Raw genomic sequence first — 16,352 nt, forward strand, 5'->3', positions numbered from 1 at the left:
AAGAGCCTCTGCCGCCCCTCGCCTGCAATTGCTCAAATATTCATCAATTGCCTTGCGCCGCCTTCCCCCCTTCTCTAGAATGTCGCCCCTTGCCGTCCGGGCAGGCGCTCACGCGTCCACCCGCCGGCAAGTCAAAAAGACATTCACTCCTTGCCTGACCGCATCGTCGGCAGGCTGCAACCCGTAAGGAGCATTTATGCGTCATTACGAAATCGTGTTCCTGGTTCACCCGGACCAGAGCGAACAAGTCGGTGGCATGGTCGAGCGTTACACCAAGGTCATCGAAGAAGACGGCGGCAAGGTTCACCGCCTGGAAGACTGGGGCCGTCGTCAGCTGGCTTACGCCATCAACAACGTGCACAAGGCTCACTACGTTCTGCTGAACGTCGAGTGCAGCGCCAAGGCCCTGGCCGAACTGGAAGACAACTTCCGCTACAACGACGCCGTCATCCGTAACCTGGTGATCCGTCGCGACGAAGCCGTTACCGGCCAGTCCGAAATGCTGAAGGCCGAAGAGAGCCGCAACGAGCGCCGCGAGCGCCGTGAGCGTCCTGACTCCAACGAAAACGAGTCCGCTGACGGCGAAGACAGCCGCGACAGCGCCGACGAGTAATCCCGGACAGTATTGAGGAGCCGATAACATGGCACGTTTCTTCCGTCGTCGTAAGTTCTGCCGTTTCACCGCTGAAGGCGTCAAGGAGATCGATTACAAAGATCTCAACACCCTGAAGGCCTACGTTTCCGAAACCGGCAAGATCGTTCCGAGCCGCATCACCGGCACCAAGGCCAAGTACCAGCGTCAGCTGTCGACCGCCATCAAGCGCGCTCGCTACCTGGCCCTGCTTCCCTACACCGACAGCCACGGCCGTTGATCGGGCAGTCGACGTAGCCTTGATGGATAGATCGCATGCGCGCATTGGCTGAATTCGTCATGCGAGGCCGCATGCAGGCGACCCTGGTGGTCGTCGCAGCCGCGGTACTGCAGCCGTTCTTCTGGCTCGGTGCCGCCGCCGGCAGCCTGGTGCTGCTGCGCCGGGGAACCGGCGATGCCATTGGCATCCTGGCCTGGGCGCTGCTCCCGGCCCTGGCCTGGTGGTACCTGGGCGACCCCACGGTCACCCTGGTGATGCTGGGTTCGGCGGTCCTGGCGCAGGTGTTGCGCTCCAGCATGTCCTGGAGTCGGGTCATGCTGGCCAGCGTGGTGTTGGGCGTGTTCTACGTGCTGCTGTTGAGCACGGTATCCGCCGGGCTGGTTCAAGGTCTGGCGGAGGCGTTTGGCAAGGTGCTGCCGCAGGTGCTGTCGGAAGCGAAGCTTTCGGCGGACCAGCAGGCCGAGCTGCAAGCGGGGCTGGTGCCGGCCGTTACCGGCCTGCTGGCCGCCTCGCTGCAGGTCATCAGCCTGCTGTGCCTGATGCTGGCGCGCTACTGGCAAGCGGCGTTGTACAACCCGCAAGGGTTCGGCCGCGAGTTCCGCGCGCTGCGCCTGGCGCCGGCGGTGGCCATCGCGCTGCTGCTGGGCGTGCTGGTGGTGCCGCTGCTGGGCCCGCAGTTCGCCGTGGTGGCGCCGCTGTGCGCCGTGCCGCTGCTGTTCGCCGGGCTCGCGCTCGGCCATGGGCTGGTCGCGCTGAAACGCCTGCCGGGGTTCTGGCTGGTGCTGTTGTACGGCCTGGCGCTGATGCTGGGGAATGTGATCTGTCTGGTTGCTGTCGTCGATAGTCTGTTTGATTTTCGTGGTCGCCTGGTACGTCGCCAGGGCTCCACGAACGGTGAAGGTTAAAAGTTAAGAGGTAAGACTCAAATGGAAGTCATCCTGCTGGAAAAGATCGCCAAACTGGGCAACCTGGGCGACAAACTGAACGTCAAGGGCGGCTACGCCCGTAACTACCTGCTGCCGCAGGGCAAGGCCACCGCTGCCACCCCGGCCAACGTCGCTGCTTTCGAAGAGCGCCGCGCCGAGCTGGAAAAGGCTGCCGCCGCGAAGAAGGCTGACGCCGAAGCTCGCGCCGCCCAACTGGCCGAACTGATCGTCACCATCGGCGCCCACGCCGGCGACGAAGGCAAGCTGTTCGGTTCGATCGGCACCCGCGACATCGCCGAAGCGGTCTCCGCTGCCGGCTACCCGCTGGAAAAGGCCGAAGTGCGCCTGCCCAACGGTGCCCTGCGCACCGTCGGCGAATACGACATCGAAGTGCAGCTGCACACCGACGTCGAAGCGACCCTGCACGTGGTCGTCGTCGCCGAGTAAGCGATCCGTCGCTGCGACGCCGTGGACACCTTGCGTGGACGCGGCAGTTCGCTAACATCGGGCACGGTACCGCCTAGCGGTCCGTGCCCTTTGTTTTTCTGCATCCATCCGAGTTTCCTGCGCCGAGCCCATGAACGACATCACCGTCCCCGAGCAATACGACCTGCAAACGGCCACCCTCAAGGTGCCGCCGCATTCGATCGAAGCCGAACAGGCGGTGCTGGGTGGTCTGATGCTCGACAACAACGCCTGGGAGCGTGTGTCGGACGCGGTGTCCGACGGCGACTTCTACCGCCATGACCACCGCCTGATCTTCCGCGCGGTGTACAAGCTCGCCGAAGGCAACCAGCCGATCGACGTGGTGACCCTCTCCGAGCTGCTGGAGCGCGAAGGCCAGCTGTCGCAGGTCGGCGGCCTGGCCTACCTGGCCGAGCTGGCGAAGAACACCCCCTCGGTGGCGAACATCAAGGCCTACGCCCAGATCATCCGCGAGCGCGCCACCCTGCGCCAGCTGATCGGCATCAGCAGCGACATCGCCGACAGCGCCTTCAACCCCGAGGGCCGCAGCGCCAACGAGGTGCTCGACGAGGCCGAGCGGCGCATCTTCGAGATCGCCGAGGCGCGGCCGAAGACCGGCGGCCCGGTGGGCATCGGCGACATCCTGGTGAAGACGATCGACCGGATCGACCACCTGTTCAACACCAACGACGCCTTCACCGGCATCTCCACCGGCTTCACCGACCTCGACGAGAAGACCAGCGGCCTGCAGCCGGCCGACCTGATCATCGTCGCCGGCCGTCCGTCCATGGGCAAGACCACCTTCGCCATGAACCTGGTGGAGAACGCCGTGCTGCGCACCGACAAGGTGGTGCTGGTGTACTCCCTGGAGATGCCCTCGGACTCGATCGTGATGCGTATGCTCTCGTCCCTGGGCCGCATCGACCAGACCAAGGTGCGTTCGGGCAAGCTGGAGGACGACGACTGGCCGCGCCTGACCTCGGCGGTCAACCTGCTCAACGAGCGCAAGCTGTTCATCGACGACACCGCCGGCATCTCGCCCTCGGAAATGCGCGCGCGCACCCGCCGCCTGGCCCGCGAGCACGGCGAGATCGCCCTGATCATGGTGGACTACCTGCAGCTGATGCAGATCCCCGGTTCCTCCGGCGACAACCGCACCAACGAGATCTCCGAGATCTCCCGCTCGCTCAAGGCCCTGGCCAAGGAATTCAACTGCCCGGTGGTGGCGCTGTCGCAGCTCAACCGCTCCCTGGAGCAGCGCCCGAACAAGCGCCCGGTGAACTCCGACCTTCGCGAATCCGGGGCGATCGAGCAGGACGCCGACGTGATCATGTTCGTCTACCGCGACGAGGTGTACCACCCGGAAACCGAGTTCAAGGGCGTGGCCGAAATCATCATCGGCAAGCAGCGTAACGGCCCCATCGGCACTGTGCGCCTGGCCTTCCTCGGCCGCTTCACCCGCTTCGAGAACCTCGCCCCGGGCATGTACAACTTCGAAGACGAATAACGCCCCCCGTGTTTTTTGTAGGAGCGGGCCCTGCCCGCGATTCGCGCGCAGGGCGCGCTCCTACATGGAATGGAGTGGGTGGCGCAGCGTAGGAGCGGATCTCATCCGCGATTCGCGCCGAAACCTCCAGCCATCGCGGACAAGGTCCGCTCCTACGCCCATGTTTTTCCTGCCGCCGCGGCGGCGGGGCGGTTATGCTCCTCGCTCTGCTCAGCCTGTAGCTCGGAACCCCCATGCGCCCCCTTATCGCCCATATCGACCTCTCCGCCATCCAGCACAACTACGCCCTGGCCAAGCGCTGCGCGCCGGGCCGCGAGGCGTTCGCCGTGGTCAAGGCCAATGCTTACGGGCATGGCGTGCGCGAGGTGGTGACCGCGCTGCGTGACGAGGCTGACGGCTTCGCCGTGGCCTGCCTGGAAGAGGCCGCCGAGGTCCGCGCGCTGCACGGCACCGCGCGTATCCTGCTGCTGGAAGGCTGCTTCGAGCCGAGCGAGTTCCTGGTGGCCTCGCAACTGCGCCTGGACATCGCCGTGCAGGGCCCGGAGCAACTGGCGACGCTGTTGGCCAGCAACCTGCCGCAGCCGCTCAATGTCTGGCTCAAGCTGGATTCGGGCATGCATCGCCTGGGCTTCTCCGCCGAGGCCCTGCGCGCGGTCTTCCCGAGTCTGCGCGGCGCCCCGCAGGTCGCCGAGCTGAACCTGATGAGCCACTTCGCCTGCGCCGACGAGCGCGGCCATACGCTCACCGAAGACCAGCTGGAATGCTTCCTCGGCCTGCTCGACCTGGACTTCGACCAGCGCTCGCTGGCCAACTCCGCCGCCGTGCTGAGCATCCCGGCGGCGCACATGGACTGGATCCGCCCCGGCATCATGCTCTACGGCGCCTCGCCCTTCGCCGACCTGGGCGCGGCCGAGATGGGCCTGCGCCCGGCCATGAGCCTGCACGCGCAGGTGATGTCCGTCCGCGAGGTGGCAGTAGGCGAGAACGTCGGCTACGGCGCCACCTGGGTGGCCGAACGGCCGTCGCGCATCGGCACCGTCAGCTGCGGATACGCCGACGGCTACCCACGCCACGCGCCCAGCGGCACGCCAGTGTTGGTCGCCGGCCAGCGCGCGCCGCTGGCCGGCCGGGTCTCCATGGACATGCTGGCGGTGGACCTCACCGACCTGCCCGAAGCCACCGTCGGCGCCCCGGTGGAACTCTGGGGCGCGCAGATGCCGGTGGACGAAGTGGCCGCCCACGCCGGCACCATCGGCTACGAGCTGCTGACCAAGGTCACCGCGCGGGTGCCGCGGCGCTACCGTTAGTTTTAGCCGCCCATGCGCTCGCGCAACTTGCGCAGCGCCGGCGACTCGCCGCCGGTGGCCTCGATGCAGAACTCGGCGTAGGCCTGCTCCAGTTCGCGGTATTGCTGCAGGCCCTGCTCGGTGAACAGATAGCGCCCGGGAATGTCGCGCCACTGCACCGGCGCATTCAGGCTGCCGGCCTCGGCGCGGCCGAGCAGATCGTCGAGTTCACGCAGCAATTGCCCTGCGGCCGGGTCGCGCGCCAGGTGCTGCTGCAGGTTGGCCCGCAATGCCCGGGCCTTGGCTTTCAGGGTTTCGGTGTGCATCACTTCTCTGCTCATCGTGGGCTGCTGCCTTAGACCAACCGGTCCGAAGTCTTCAGCGTCTCCAGCCAGAAGTCGCCGTTGCCGTCCTCCCCGGCCAGCGCGTAGCTGGCCCGGCCGCTGCCCTTGACCTGGTACAGCGCCTGGTCGGCGGCCTTGTACAGCTTGGCGAACTGCAGCGCGTGGCGCGGGTAGATGGCCACGCCGATGCTCGGGGTGACGCTCAGTTCCAGGCGGTCGAAGTGCACCGGCCGCGACAGTTCGCTGAGCAGGCGCACCGCTATCTCCCGGGCGTGGCCTTCGGCGTCGGGGCCGGACACCAGCGCGGCGAATTCGTCGCCGCCCAGGCGCGCCACGCAGTCGCTGGAGCGCACGCACTGGCGCAGGCGGTGGCCGACGTGCTGGAGCATGAAGTCGCCGGCGTCGTGGCCGTGGGTGTCGTTGATTGGCTTGAAGTGGTCGAGGTCGATCAGCATCAGCGCCAGGCTCTCGCCGTTCTGCTGGGCCTGCTGCAGCGCCTGCTCGGCGTGCTCCACTAGGTAGCGGCGGTTGGGCAGCCCGGTGAGCGGGTCGTTGTGCGCGGCATGGCGCAGCTGGGCCTCGCGTTCGAGCAGCAGGCGGTTGCTCTGCGTCAGCTCGGCGGTGCGCGCCGCCACGGCCTGCGCCAGGTCGTTCTGCGCGCTCTGCAGCAGGGTCATGCGCGCGCTCTTCTCGCGGTTGGCCTGCTCCAGGGCCTGGGCCTTCTCGCGCTTGAGTTCCTGGATGCGCGAGGTCAGGGCGAAGGAGAACAGGATGGACTCCATGGCCACCGACACCGGGAACAGGTAGGCGGTGGTCGGCGAGGGCTGCACCACGCCCAGGGCGCGCATCACCGAAATGCTCACGCTGGACAGCACCAGGCCGAAGCCCACCAGGTACAGGCGCGCCGGCAGCGAGCCCTGCAGCGAGCGGGTGATGGCCGCGCCGAGCGCCGCCGGGATGCCGACGAAGGTGGTGGTGGCCAGCACCCAGCCGGCCTCGGAGCGGCCGACGAAGACGTTGAGCAGCACCGAGGCGACGTACAGCAGGCAGTTCAGCGTCAGCATGTGGTGCGCCCAGGGCACGTTGCGGCGGGTCTGCAGCAGCGTCTGGGTGAAGCGGGTGACGCACAGGCCCCACAGCGAGGGCAGGGTGATGCGGTTCAGCCACCAGGGCACCGCGTCGCCGGGCCAGAGCAGCTCGAAGGCATGGCCGGTCATGCCCATGCTGAACAGCAGGGCGAAGCCGGTGGTGAGCACGTACCAGAAGTAGGCGCGGTCGCGCAGGCTGACCAGGATGAACAGGTTGTACAGCAGCAGCGCGGCGATCAGCCCGTAGACGCCGCCGAGGAACAGGTTGGTCTCGGCGCGGTGGTCCTGCAGGTCGTCCTGCGACCAGATGCGCAGCGGGAAGGAGTTGCCGGCCGGGTCCAGGCTGCGCAGGTACAGGCGCAGCGGGCCTTCGCCGGCGGGCAGGCGGAACACCGGGCGGCGGTAGCTGCGGTCGCGGCCTTCGGCAAAGGGCACCGCTTCGCCCGAACGCAGTTCGCGGTAGCCGCCCTGGCCGTCGGGCAGGTACAGGCGCAGGTCGAGCAGGTTGACCGCGTCCACCTCCAGCCACCAGCCGCCGGGCGGGGTAGTCCGGCGTTCCAGGTCCAGGCGCAGCCACCAGGGGTTGGGGCTCTGGCCGACGCTGGTGCGACCCTTGGCGGGCACGAAGGCGGCGTCCTGCTCGCGTGCCTGTTGCAGGTCCAGGCGTGCGCCCGGGTCTTCCAGCAGCATCAGGCCGTCGTTCAGCCAGCGCCCGCTGGCCCGTTCGTCGAGCACCAGGGGCTGGGCCGCGGCGCTGGCGCAACCGAGCAGGAGAAACAACAGACACCACAGATGACGCACGGTTGACACTCCCTGTTCCCGGCCGCTGCGGCCAAGCCTGTTGAGACGGTGGAGCGAGTATAGCCAGTTGCCACTGCGCCGGCTCCGCCAATCGTCCCCGTCCGGCGGTTGCCCGGCGCCGGGAAAAACCCCAGCGTCCCGGTCGGAATTGTTCACTTTTTGTGCTATATTCCGCGCCCGCGATTTCGCGACCCTATTCCTAGAGATGCCCCCGGTGCCCGTGATGCAAGCCGCCAAGCCGCTGTTCGACTATCCCAAGTTCTGGGCCGAGTGTTTCGGCCCGGCGCCGTTCCTGCCGATGAGCCGGGAAGAGATGGATCAACTGGGCTGGGACTCCTGCGACATCATCATCGTCACCGGCGATGCCTACGTCGACCATCCGTCCTTCGGCATGGCCATCATCGGCCGCCTGCTGGAAGCCCAGGGCTTCCGCGTGGGCATCATCGCCCAGCCCGACTGGCAGTCGAAAGACGACTTCATGAAGCTGGGCAAGCCGAACCTGTTCTTCGGCGTGGCCGCCGGCAACATGGATTCGATGATCAACCGCTACACCGCCGACCGGAAGATCCGCTCCGACGACGCCTACACCCCCGGCGGCAACGCTGGCAAGCGCCCGGACCGCGCCAGCATGGTCTACAGCCAGCGCTGCCGCGAGGCGTACAAGGGCGTGCCGATCGTGCTCGGCGGCATCGAGGCCTCGCTGCGCCGCATCGCCCACTACGACTACTGGCAGGACAAGGTCCGCCACTCGATCCTGATGGACGCCAAGGCCGACCTCCTGCTGTTCGGCAACGCCGAGCGCGCCGTGGTCGAGGTGGCCCAGCGCCTGTCCGCCGGCGAGCCGATCGAGTCGATCACCGACGTGCGCGGCACCGCCTTCGTCCGCCGCGACACCCCCGAGGGCTGGTTCGAGCTGGACTCCACGCGTATCGACCGCCCGGGCAGGATCGACAAGATCATCAACCCCTACGTCAACACCCAGGACACCGCCGCCTGCGCCATCGAGCAGGACAAGGGCCCGCAGGAAGACCCCAACGAAGCCAAGGTGGTGCAGCTGCTGCCCAACCCGAAGCTGACCCGCGAGCGCACCGTCATCCGCCTGCCGTCCTTCGAGAAGGTGAAGAACGACCCGGTGCTCTACGCCCACGCCAACCGCGTGCTGCACCTGGAGACCAACCCCGGCAACGCCCGGGCCATGGTCCAGCGCCACGGCGAGACCGACGTGTGGTTCAACCCGCCGCCCATCCCGCTGAGCACCGAGGAGATGGACTACGTCTTCGGCCTGCCCTACGCCCGCGTGCCGCACCCGGCCTACGGCGGCGAGAAGATCCCGGCCTACGAGATGATCCGTTTCTCGGTGAACATCATGCGTGGCTGCTTCGGCGGCTGCACCTTCTGCTCGATCACCGAGCACGAAGGGCGGATCATCCAGAACCGCTCGGAAGACTCGATCATCCGCGAGATCGAGGAGATCCGCGACAAGGTGCCGGGCTTCACCGGGGTGATCTCCGACCTCGGCGGGCCGACCGCCAACATGTACCGCATCGCCTGCAAGGACCCGGAGATCGAGAAGCACTGCCGCAAGCCGTCGTGCGTGTTCCCGGGCATCTGCGAGAACCTCAACACCGACCATTCCTCGCTGATCCAGCTGTACCGCCGCGCCCGCGACCTGCCGGGGGTGAAGAAGATCCTCATCGCCTCGGGCCTGCGCTACGACCTGGCGGTGGAGTCGCCGGAGTATGTCCGCGAGCTGGTGACGCACCACGTCGGCGGCTACCTGAAGATCGCCCCGGAGCACACCGAGCAGGGCCCGCTGTCGAAGATGATGAAGCCGGGCATCGGCAGCTACGACCGCTTCAAGCAGATGTTCGAGAAGTTCACCAAGGAGGCGGGCAAGGAGCAGTACCTGATCCCGTACTTCATCGCCGCGCACCCGGGCACCACCGACGAGGACATGATGAACCTCGCCCTGTGGCTCAAGCGCAACGGCTTCCGCGCCGACCAGGTACAGGCCTTCTACCCCTCGCCGATGGCCACCGCCACGGCCATGTACCACTCGGGCAAGAACCCGCTGCGCAAGGTCACCTACAAGAGCGACGCGGTGACCATCGTCAAGGGCGAGCGCCATCGCCGCCTGCACAAGGCTTTCCTGCGCTGGCACGACCCGAACAACTGGCCGATGCTGCGCGAGGCGCTCAAGGACATGGGCCGCGCGGACCTGATCGGCAACGGCAAGCACCAGTTGATCCCCACCCACCAGCCCGACGCCGACGGCAGCTACCAGAGCGCCCGGCGCAAGAACTCCACCCCGGTGGGCAGCAAGAAGGCCGGCAAGCCGCTGCTGACCCAGCACACCGGCCTGCCGCCCCGCGCCAGCGACGGCTCGCGCCCGTGGAACAAGGGCGAAGAGGGCAAGGCCGCGGCCTACGCCAAGGGCAAGAAGCGCACCACCAAGCGCCAGCCGAACATACCGCGCTGAGCTGTATGACCGATGACGGGGCCGTGAGGCCCCGTTTTCGTTTCCGGGCCTGCTTTTGTAGGAGCGAGCTTGCTCGCGAACAGAGTTTCCCGGATACGCCGGCATCAGACCGACCTCCGCACCCTCTCCCCAGCCCTCTCCCTGAAGGGAGAGGGGGCTTGTCCGTGCCGAGAAATGGCCTGGTTTCAGCTGGCAATCTCTGCGCTAGCCAGCTGACTCAGGAATACCAACGCGCACCGAACGGTCCCCTCTCCCTTCAGGGAGAGGGTTAGGGAGAGGGCGCTCTACAGCCCAATCCCCAAAGCCCCCGGGAGGCACGGTTCGCGAGCAAGCTCGCTCCTACAGGGAGGCGACTGCGTCCGGTCTATTCACCGAAACATTTTGGTACTATAGTTCCAAAATCATAAAAACAAGACCGGAGACCCCGCCATGCGTCGCGCCGCCCTGTCCCTTCTCAGCCTCGCCGTGCTCCTGGCCGCCTGCGGCGAGCAGGACAAACCCACCGCCGCGGTCAGCGCGGATTTCCAGAAAGACCTGCAGGCCCGGCTGATCAAGGCCAAGCCCGGCGAGGTCATCGCTATCCCCGCCGGCACCTACCACCTCGATCGCGGCCTCAGCCTCAAGGTCGACGGCGTGACCCTCCGCGGCGACGGCATGGACAAGACCATCCTCAGCTTCAAGAACCAGAAGGCCGGCGCCGAAGGCCTGCTGGTGGACGCCTCGGACTTCACCATCGAGAACCTGGCCATCGAGGACAGCAAGGGCGACGCGCTCAAGGTGCTGGGCGGCAAGAACATCGTGATCCGCAACGTGCGCACCGAATGGACCAACGGCCCGGCCACCGAGAACGGCGCCTACGGCCTGTACCCGGTACAGACCGAGAACGTGCTGCTGGAGGGCAACGTGGCCATCGGCGCCTCGGACGCGGGCATCTACGTCGGCCAGTCGCGCAACGTGGTGGTGCGCAACAACCGCGCCGAGCGCAACGTCGCCGGCATCGAGATCGAGAACACCATCGGCGCCGACGTCTACGACAACGTCGCCACCGGCAACACCGGCGGCATCCTCGTCTTCAACATGCCCAACCTGCAGCAGCCGGGGCGTGGCTCCCGCGTCTACAACAACGAAGTGCAGGGCAACAACCACGACAACTTCGGCCACAAGGGCACGCCGGTGGCCAGCGTCCCGGCCGGTTCCGGGGTGGTGGTCAACTCCAACGACGACGTGGAAATCTTCGACAACAGGATCGGCGACCACAAGACCGCCAACGTCATCATCAGCAGCTACTACAGCACCAACTACTCGGACAAGGCGACGCAGCCGAACTTCGATCCCTACCCCGAGGGCATCTACATCCACGGCAACACCTTCGGCCCCGGCGGCGACAGCCCCGACCACCTGGAGCTGAAGGCGCTGAAGATCGCCAAGTTCGGCCTCAGCGGACGCCTGCCGGACATCCTCTGGGACGGCTACGTGAACCAGAAGAAACTGGTCGACGGCAAGCTGCCGGAGGAGCTGGCCATCTGCATCGACAACGGCGAGGCCGGCATCGTCAACGTCGACGGCCCCAACGGCTACAAGAACATCAGCACCGACATGAGCGGCCACCGCTGCAAGCTCAAGCCGCTGCCGAAGATCGAACAGGCCGGCCTGGGCGAGAAGGGAGGCAAGGCATGACGCGAGCCGCCTGCGCCTGGTTGTCGCTCGCCCTGGCCGTGGTGCTGGCCGGGTGCGGGCAGCAGGCGAAGCCGCGCTACCAGCCCGAGGGCGACGACTACCCGCAGACCTTGAGCGGCTGGGGCATGCTGCACCTGGGCGACGGCCACCTGAAGCCTGCGCCCGAGGTGCTGCCCTACGACCTCAACACGCCGCTGTTCACCGACTACGCGCACAAGCTGCGCACGGTGTGGATGCCTGAAGGGCAGGCGGCGAAGTACGCCGAGGACCACTTCGACTACCCGCTGGGCACGGTGCTGACCAAGACCTTCTACTACCCCACCGACGGCAAGGGCCAACTGCTGGAGAACTCGCAGGACGACCGCGACCCGCAGCAGGGCCTGGACCTGGCCAGGGTGCGCCTGGTCGAGACCCGCGTGCTGGTGAAGCAGAAGGACGGCTGGACGGCGCTGCCCTACGTGTGGGACGCCGAGCAGAAGGAAGCGCACCTGGAACTGGCCGGCGACAGCCAGGCCCTGGAACTGCAGGATGCGGCCGGGCAGAAGGTGGCCTTTACCTACATGGTGCCGGACGCCAACCAGTGCTCCGAATGCCACGCCGAGACCAAGGGCGCCGGCATCGCCCCGCTGGGCCCCAAGGCCCGCCACCTGAACAAGGACTTCGCCTACGCAGAGGGCAGCGACAACCAGCTGCGCCACTGGCAGGCGCGCGGCTTCCTGCAGGGGTTGCCGGCGCTGGCGCAGGTGCCGCAGAACGCCCTGTGGGGCCACCCGCGGGCAGGCGAGAGCCTGGAGAAGCAGGCGCGCAGCTATCTGGACGCCAACTGCGGTCATTGCCATAACCCGAAGGGGGCGGCGCGTACCTCGGGGCTGTATATCGATGCCAGTGCCGAGTTGGGGGTGAACTACGGGTTCTGCAAGCAGCCGGTGGCGGCGGGCAATGGTACTGGCGGGCGTCGCGAGGATATCCATCCGGGGCATCCGGAGCTGTCGGTGCTGACCTACCGAGTGGGGAGCGACAAGCCCGGGGAGATGATGCCGGAGCTGGGGCGGGCGTTGGTGCACAAGGAGGGGTTGGAGGTGCTGGAGCGGTGGATTGCGGGGTTGGCGGGGGGATGTAGTTGAGGCTGGAGTTTTCCTTCGACTTCGGTGCGTGGGGGGGACTCCGTTCCCTCTCCCTAACCCTCTCCCTGAAGGGAGAGGGGACCGTTCGGTGTGCTTGGATGTTCTGGCGTCAGCCGGCAATACCGGAAGCTTCCATTTGAAACCTTCTTTGTCTCGGCACGGACAAGCCCCCTCTCCCTTCAGGGCGGGGCGCGCAGCCGAGGGCTGGGGAGAGGGCGCTCTAAAGCCCAACACCAAACCCCCAGGCAATTCCCCCTTCGCGAGCAAGCTCGCTCCTACGAAAGACCACCCCACCGTCTAGGCTATCCCCCACCGGCGCCCCATTTCCGTGCGCCCCCATGCCCGGCATGCGCCTCCGGGCCCCGCCATGGTGCCCGGCGCCCGTGCGCAGCCCGTTCCACGGCCCCTGGCGGCTGGCACGGGACTTGCGCGGAAGCTGTGTCGCCCAGGCCCGCAGGAGGCCCGCCGTGTCGATCCATGTCGCCTTGCAGCACGTCACCCACTACCGCTACGACCGGGCCATCCACCTCGGCCCGCAACTGGTGCGCCTGCGCCCGGCGCCGCACAGCCGCACGCGCATCCTCGGCTATTCGCTGAAGGTCGCCCCGGGCAAGCACTTCATCAACTGGCAGCAGGACCCGCAGGGCAACTACCTGGCGCGCCTGGTGTTCCCGGAGAAGACCGAGGAACTGCGGGTGGAGGTGGACCTGGTCGCCGAGATGGCGGTGTTCAACCCCTTCGACTTCTTCCTCGAGCCCTACGCCGAGCAGTTCCCCTTCGCCTACGGCGCCGACGAGCAGCGCGAGCTGGCGCCCTACCTCGCGCGCCAGCCGGCCAGCCCGCGGTTCGCCGAATACCTCGCCGCGGTGCCGCGCGACGCCAGCCCCACCGTGGACTTCCTGGTCGCGCTGAACCAGCGCCTGGCCGGCGACGTGCGCTACCTCATCCGCATGGAACCCGGCGTGCAGACGCCCGAGCAGACCCTGGAGCTGGCCTCCGGCTCCTGCCGCGACTCGGCCTGGCTGCTGGTCCAGCTGGCGCGCCACCTGGGCCTGGCGGCGCGCTTCGTCTCCGGCTACCTGATCCAGCTCAGCGCCGACCAGAAGGCCCTGGACGGCCCCAGCGGCACCGAAGTGGACTTCACCGACCTGCACGCCTGGGCCGAGGTCTACCTGCCCGGCGCCGGCTGGGTGGGGCTGGACCCGACCTCCGGGCTGTTCGCCGGCGAGGGCCACATCCCCCTGGCCTGCAGTCCCGAGCCGTCCTCGGCGGCGCCGATCACCGGCGCGCTGGAGGAATGCGAGGTGCAGTTCAGCCACCAGATGCGCTTGGAGCGCGTCTGGGAAGCGCCGAGGGTGACCAAGCCCTACAGCGAGGAACAGTGGCAGGCGATCCGCGAACTGGGTTCGCGCATCGACGCCGACCTCGCCGAACGGGACGTGCGCCTGACCATGGGCGGCGAGCCGACCTTCATCGCCATCGACTACCCCGACGACCCCGAGTGGAACACCGCCGCCCTGGGCCCGAACAAGCGCCGCCTGGCCGCCGAGCTGTTCCACCGCCTGCGCCGCCACTACGCGCCCAGGGGCCTGGTGCACTTCGGCCAGGGCAAGTGGTACCCCGGCGAACAACTGCCGCGCTGGTCGCTCAACTGCTACTGGCGGCGCGACGGCGAGCCGCTGTGGAACAACCCCATGCTCTACGCCGAGGAGGGCCGCAGCTACGGCGCCGACGCCGCCCTGGCCGCGCGCTTCCTGCGCCGCCTCGCCGGGCGCCTGGGCCTGGCCGGCGACACCCTGTTCGCCGCCTACGAAGACTGGTTCTACTACCTCTGGCGCGAGCGCCGGCTACCCAGCAACGTCACCCCGGAAGACCCGCGCCTGGCCGACCCGCTGGAGCGCGAACGCCTGTGCCGGGTGTTCGAGCGCGGCCTGGGCGAGGAGGTCGGCCATGTGCTGCCACTGGCGCGCAGCGCCGCCGGCGACGCTTGGGAAAGCAGCCGCTGGTTCCTCCGTGGCGAGCACTGCCGGCTGGTCCCCGGCGACTCGGCGCTGGGCTACCGCCTGCCGCTGGACTCGCAGCCCTGGGCCAGCGAGGCCGACTACCCCTACGTCAACCCGGCCGACCCCAGCCAGCCGCGCCCACCGCTGCGCCGCGCCGCGCAACTGCAACAGGTACGCGAGCGCATGCCCGGCGGCCCGGACGCCACGCGCCAGCCGCTGCTGCACCAGTCCGCCGGCTGGATCACCCGCACCGCGCTGTGCGCCGAGCCGCGCGAAGGCCGGCTGTACCTGTTCATGCCGCCGCTGGCGGAGCTGGAGGCCTACCTGGAGCTGGTCGCCGCCATCGAGGCCACCGCCGGCGAACTGGGCTGCCCGGTGCTGCTGGAAGGCTACGAGCCGCCGGCCGACCCGCGCCTGAGCAACTTCCGCGTCACCCCCGACCCGGGCGTGATCGAAGTGAACATCCACCCCTCGGCGAACTGGGACGAACTGGTCGAGCGCACCGAATTCCTCTACGAGGCGGCGCGCCAGTCGCGGCTGTCCAGCGAGAAGTTCATGGTCGACGGCCGCCACGTCGGCACCGGCGGCGGCAACCACTTCGTCCTCGGCGGCGCCACCCCGGCGGACTCGCCCTTCCTGCGCCGCCCGGACCTGCTGCGCAGCCTGGTCAGCTACTGGCACAACCACCCCTCGCTGTCCTACCTGTTCTCCGGCCTGTTCATCGGCCCGACCTCCCAGGCGCCGCGGGTGGACGAGGCGCGCAACGACGCGCTCTACGAACTGGAGATCGCCTTCGCCCAGATGCCCGAGCCGGGCGCCGACTGCCCGCCCTGGCTGGTCGACCGCCTGCTGCGCAACCTGCTGGTGGACGTCAGCGGCAACACCCACCGCGCCGAATTCTGCATCGACAAGCTGTACTCGCCGGACAGCGCCAGCGGCCGCCTCGGCCTGCTGGAGCTGCGCGCCTTCGAAATGCCGCCCCACGCGCGCATGAGCCTGGCCCAGCAACTGCTGCTGCGGGCCCTGGTGGCGCGCTTCTGGGCCGAGCCCTACACGCCGCCGAAGCTGGTGCGCTGGGGCACCGAGCTGCACGACCGCTTCCTGCTGCCGCACTTCGTCGAGCAGGACTTCGCCGACGTGGTCCACGAACTCAACGCCTTCGGCTACCCGCTGCGCAGCGACTGGTTCGCCCCGCACTTCGAATTCCGCTTCCCGAAATACGGCGACTACGCGGTGAAAGGCATCGACCTGGAACTGCGCCAGGCCCTGGAGCCCTGGCACGTGCTGGGCGAGGAGGGCGCCCCCGGCGGCGCCGTGCGCTACGTGGACTCGTCCCTGGAACGCGTGCAGCTGAAGCTGGGCGGCATGGCCCCGGACCGCTACGTGGTCACCTGCAACGGCCGCCCGGTGCCGCTGCGGCCCACCGGCCAGGTCGGCGAATACGTCGCCGCGGTGCGCTACCGCGCCTGGCAGCCGGCGTCCTGCCTGCAGCCGACCATCGGCGTACAGGCGCCGCTGGTCTTCGACATCGTCGACACCTGGATGCAGCGCTCCCTCGGCGGCTGCCAGTACCACGTCAGCCACCCCGGCGGGCGCAGCTACGACAGCTTCCCGGTGAACGCCTACGAAGCCGAGAGCCGGCGCCTGGCGCGCTTCTTCCGCCACGGCCACACGCCCGGCAAGCTGAACGTGGAGGCGCCGCGCGCCGACGCCGAACTGCCGATGACCCTCGACCTGCGGCGGACATGAGCGCCGCCGCCCGCTAAAGTGAACAGGCCGC

General features: G+C 68.0%; 12 protein-coding genes. 10 read left to right on the forward strand and 2 right to left on the reverse strand.

The genetic code is table 11. The features are described 5' to 3' along the window. The first annotated feature begins 196 nt into the window (after positions 1-196). The 6 genes from rpsF (at position 197) to alr (ending at position 5,077) form a co-directional block, all read left to right on the forward strand. Positions 197-613 carry a 30S ribosomal protein S6 gene (gene rpsF / locus PM1_RS02155; protein ID WP_009613460.1) on the forward strand — a complete coding sequence of 139 codons (417 nt, stop codon included), beginning with the start codon at positions 197-199 and terminating at the stop codon, positions 611-613. Between the two features lie 28 nt (positions 614-641). Next, positions 642-872 carry a 30S ribosomal protein S18 gene (gene rpsR / locus PM1_RS02160; protein WP_009613459.1) on the forward strand — a complete coding sequence of 77 codons (231 nt, stop codon included), beginning with the start codon at positions 642-644 and terminating at the stop codon, positions 870-872. Between the two features lie 35 nt (positions 873-907). Further along, the gene (locus PM1_RS02165) at positions 908-1,777 is read left to right on the forward strand and encodes a hypothetical protein (protein ID WP_024128121.1); all 870 of its coding nucleotides are present in this window, start codon (positions 908-910) and stop codon (positions 1,775-1,777) included. Positions 1,778-1,798: 21 nt separating this feature from the next. Next, on the forward strand, positions 1,799-2,245 hold the full coding sequence (rplI, locus tag PM1_RS02170; RefSeq protein ID WP_009613455.1) for a 50S ribosomal protein L9: 447 nt from the start codon (positions 1,799-1,801) through the stop codon (positions 2,243-2,245). A 130-nt stretch (positions 2,246-2,375) separates the two neighbouring features. Continuing rightward, complete coding sequence (dnaB, locus tag PM1_RS02175; protein WP_009613453.1) at positions 2,376-3,770, forward strand: replicative DNA helicase; 1,395 nt, start codon at positions 2,376-2,378, stop codon at positions 3,768-3,770. 233 nt (positions 3,771-4,003) lie between these two features. Then, a complete protein-coding gene (alr, locus tag PM1_RS02180) occupies positions 4,004-5,077 on the forward strand; it encodes an alanine racemase (RefSeq protein ID WP_009613451.1) in 1,074 nt (357 codons plus the stop codon). A 2-nt stretch (positions 5,078-5,079) separates the two neighbouring features. Here the strand turns inward: alr and PM1_RS02185 are convergent, their stop codons facing one another. Next, positions 5,080-5,397, reverse strand: a complete 318-nt coding sequence (locus PM1_RS02185) for a hypothetical protein (RefSeq protein ID WP_238603212.1) — start codon at positions 5,395-5,397, stop codon at positions 5,080-5,082. Between the two features lie 14 nt (positions 5,398-5,411). After that, a complete protein-coding gene (locus tag PM1_RS02190) occupies positions 5,412-7,289 on the reverse strand; it encodes a diguanylate cyclase (RefSeq protein ID WP_009613442.1) in 1,878 nt (625 codons plus the stop codon). Between the two features lie 223 nt (positions 7,290-7,512). Between PM1_RS02190 and PM1_RS02195 the strand changes: the two genes are divergently transcribed. The 4 genes from PM1_RS02195 to PM1_RS02210 all read left to right on the forward strand — a co-directional run bounded on the left by PM1_RS02195 (position 7,513) and on the right by PM1_RS02210 (position 16,321). Then, complete coding sequence (locus PM1_RS02195; protein ID WP_024128120.1) at positions 7,513-9,768, forward strand: YgiQ family radical SAM protein; 2,256 nt, start codon at positions 7,513-7,515, stop codon at positions 9,766-9,768. A gap of 429 nt (positions 9,769-10,197) precedes the next feature. Beyond that, positions 10,198-11,445 (forward strand): parallel beta-helix domain-containing protein, encoded by a 1,248-nt coding sequence (locus PM1_RS02200; RefSeq protein WP_009613438.1) that lies wholly within the window; start codon positions 10,198-10,200, stop codon positions 11,443-11,445. Continuing rightward, positions 11,442-12,569 carry an SO2930 family diheme c-type cytochrome gene (locus tag PM1_RS02205; RefSeq protein WP_009613437.1) on the forward strand — a complete coding sequence of 376 codons (1,128 nt, stop codon included), beginning with the start codon at positions 11,442-11,444 and terminating at the stop codon, positions 12,567-12,569. The genes PM1_RS02200 and PM1_RS02205 overlap by 4 nt, the downstream gene beginning before the upstream one ends. Before the next feature lie 467 nt (positions 12,570-13,036). Then, positions 13,037-16,321 (forward strand): transglutaminase family protein, encoded by a 3,285-nt coding sequence (locus PM1_RS02210; protein WP_009613435.1) that lies wholly within the window; start codon positions 13,037-13,039, stop codon positions 16,319-16,321. Positions 16,322-16,352 lie beyond the last annotated feature (31 nt).

The organism is Pseudomonas sp. M1 (assembly GCF_022760135.1).
In the GTDB taxonomy this organism is placed as follows: domain Bacteria; phylum Pseudomonadota; class Gammaproteobacteria; order Pseudomonadales; family Pseudomonadaceae; genus Pseudomonas; species Pseudomonas citronellolis.

Excerpts from the sequence above, each read along its gene's own strand:
- rpsF (WP_009613460.1), top strand. The coding sequence starts at position 197 with ATGCGTCATTACGAAATCGTGTTCCTGGTTCACCCGGACCAGAGCGAA.
- rpsR (WP_009613459.1), top strand. The coding sequence starts at position 642 with ATGGCACGTTTCTTCCGTCGTCGTAAGTTCTGCCGTTTCACCGCTGAA.
- PM1_RS02165 (WP_024128121.1), top strand. The coding sequence starts at position 908 with ATGCGCGCATTGGCTGAATTCGTCATGCGAGGCCGCATGCAGGCGACC.
- rplI (WP_009613455.1), top strand. The coding sequence starts at position 1,799 with ATGGAAGTCATCCTGCTGGAAAAGATCGCCAAACTGGGCAACCTGGGC.
- dnaB (WP_009613453.1), top strand. The coding sequence starts at position 2,376 with ATGAACGACATCACCGTCCCCGAGCAATACGACCTGCAAACGGCCACC.
- alr (WP_009613451.1), top strand. The coding sequence starts at position 4,004 with ATGCGCCCCCTTATCGCCCATATCGACCTCTCCGCCATCCAGCACAAC.
- PM1_RS02185 (WP_238603212.1), bottom strand. The coding sequence starts at position 5,397 with ATGAGCAGAGAAGTGATGCACACCGAAACCCTGAAAGCCAAGGCCCGG.
- PM1_RS02195 (WP_024128120.1), top strand. The coding sequence starts at position 7,513 with ATGCAAGCCGCCAAGCCGCTGTTCGACTATCCCAAGTTCTGGGCCGAG.
- PM1_RS02200 (WP_009613438.1), top strand. The coding sequence starts at position 10,198 with ATGCGTCGCGCCGCCCTGTCCCTTCTCAGCCTCGCCGTGCTCCTGGCC.
- PM1_RS02205 (WP_009613437.1), top strand. The coding sequence starts at position 11,442 with ATGACGCGAGCCGCCTGCGCCTGGTTGTCGCTCGCCCTGGCCGTGGTG.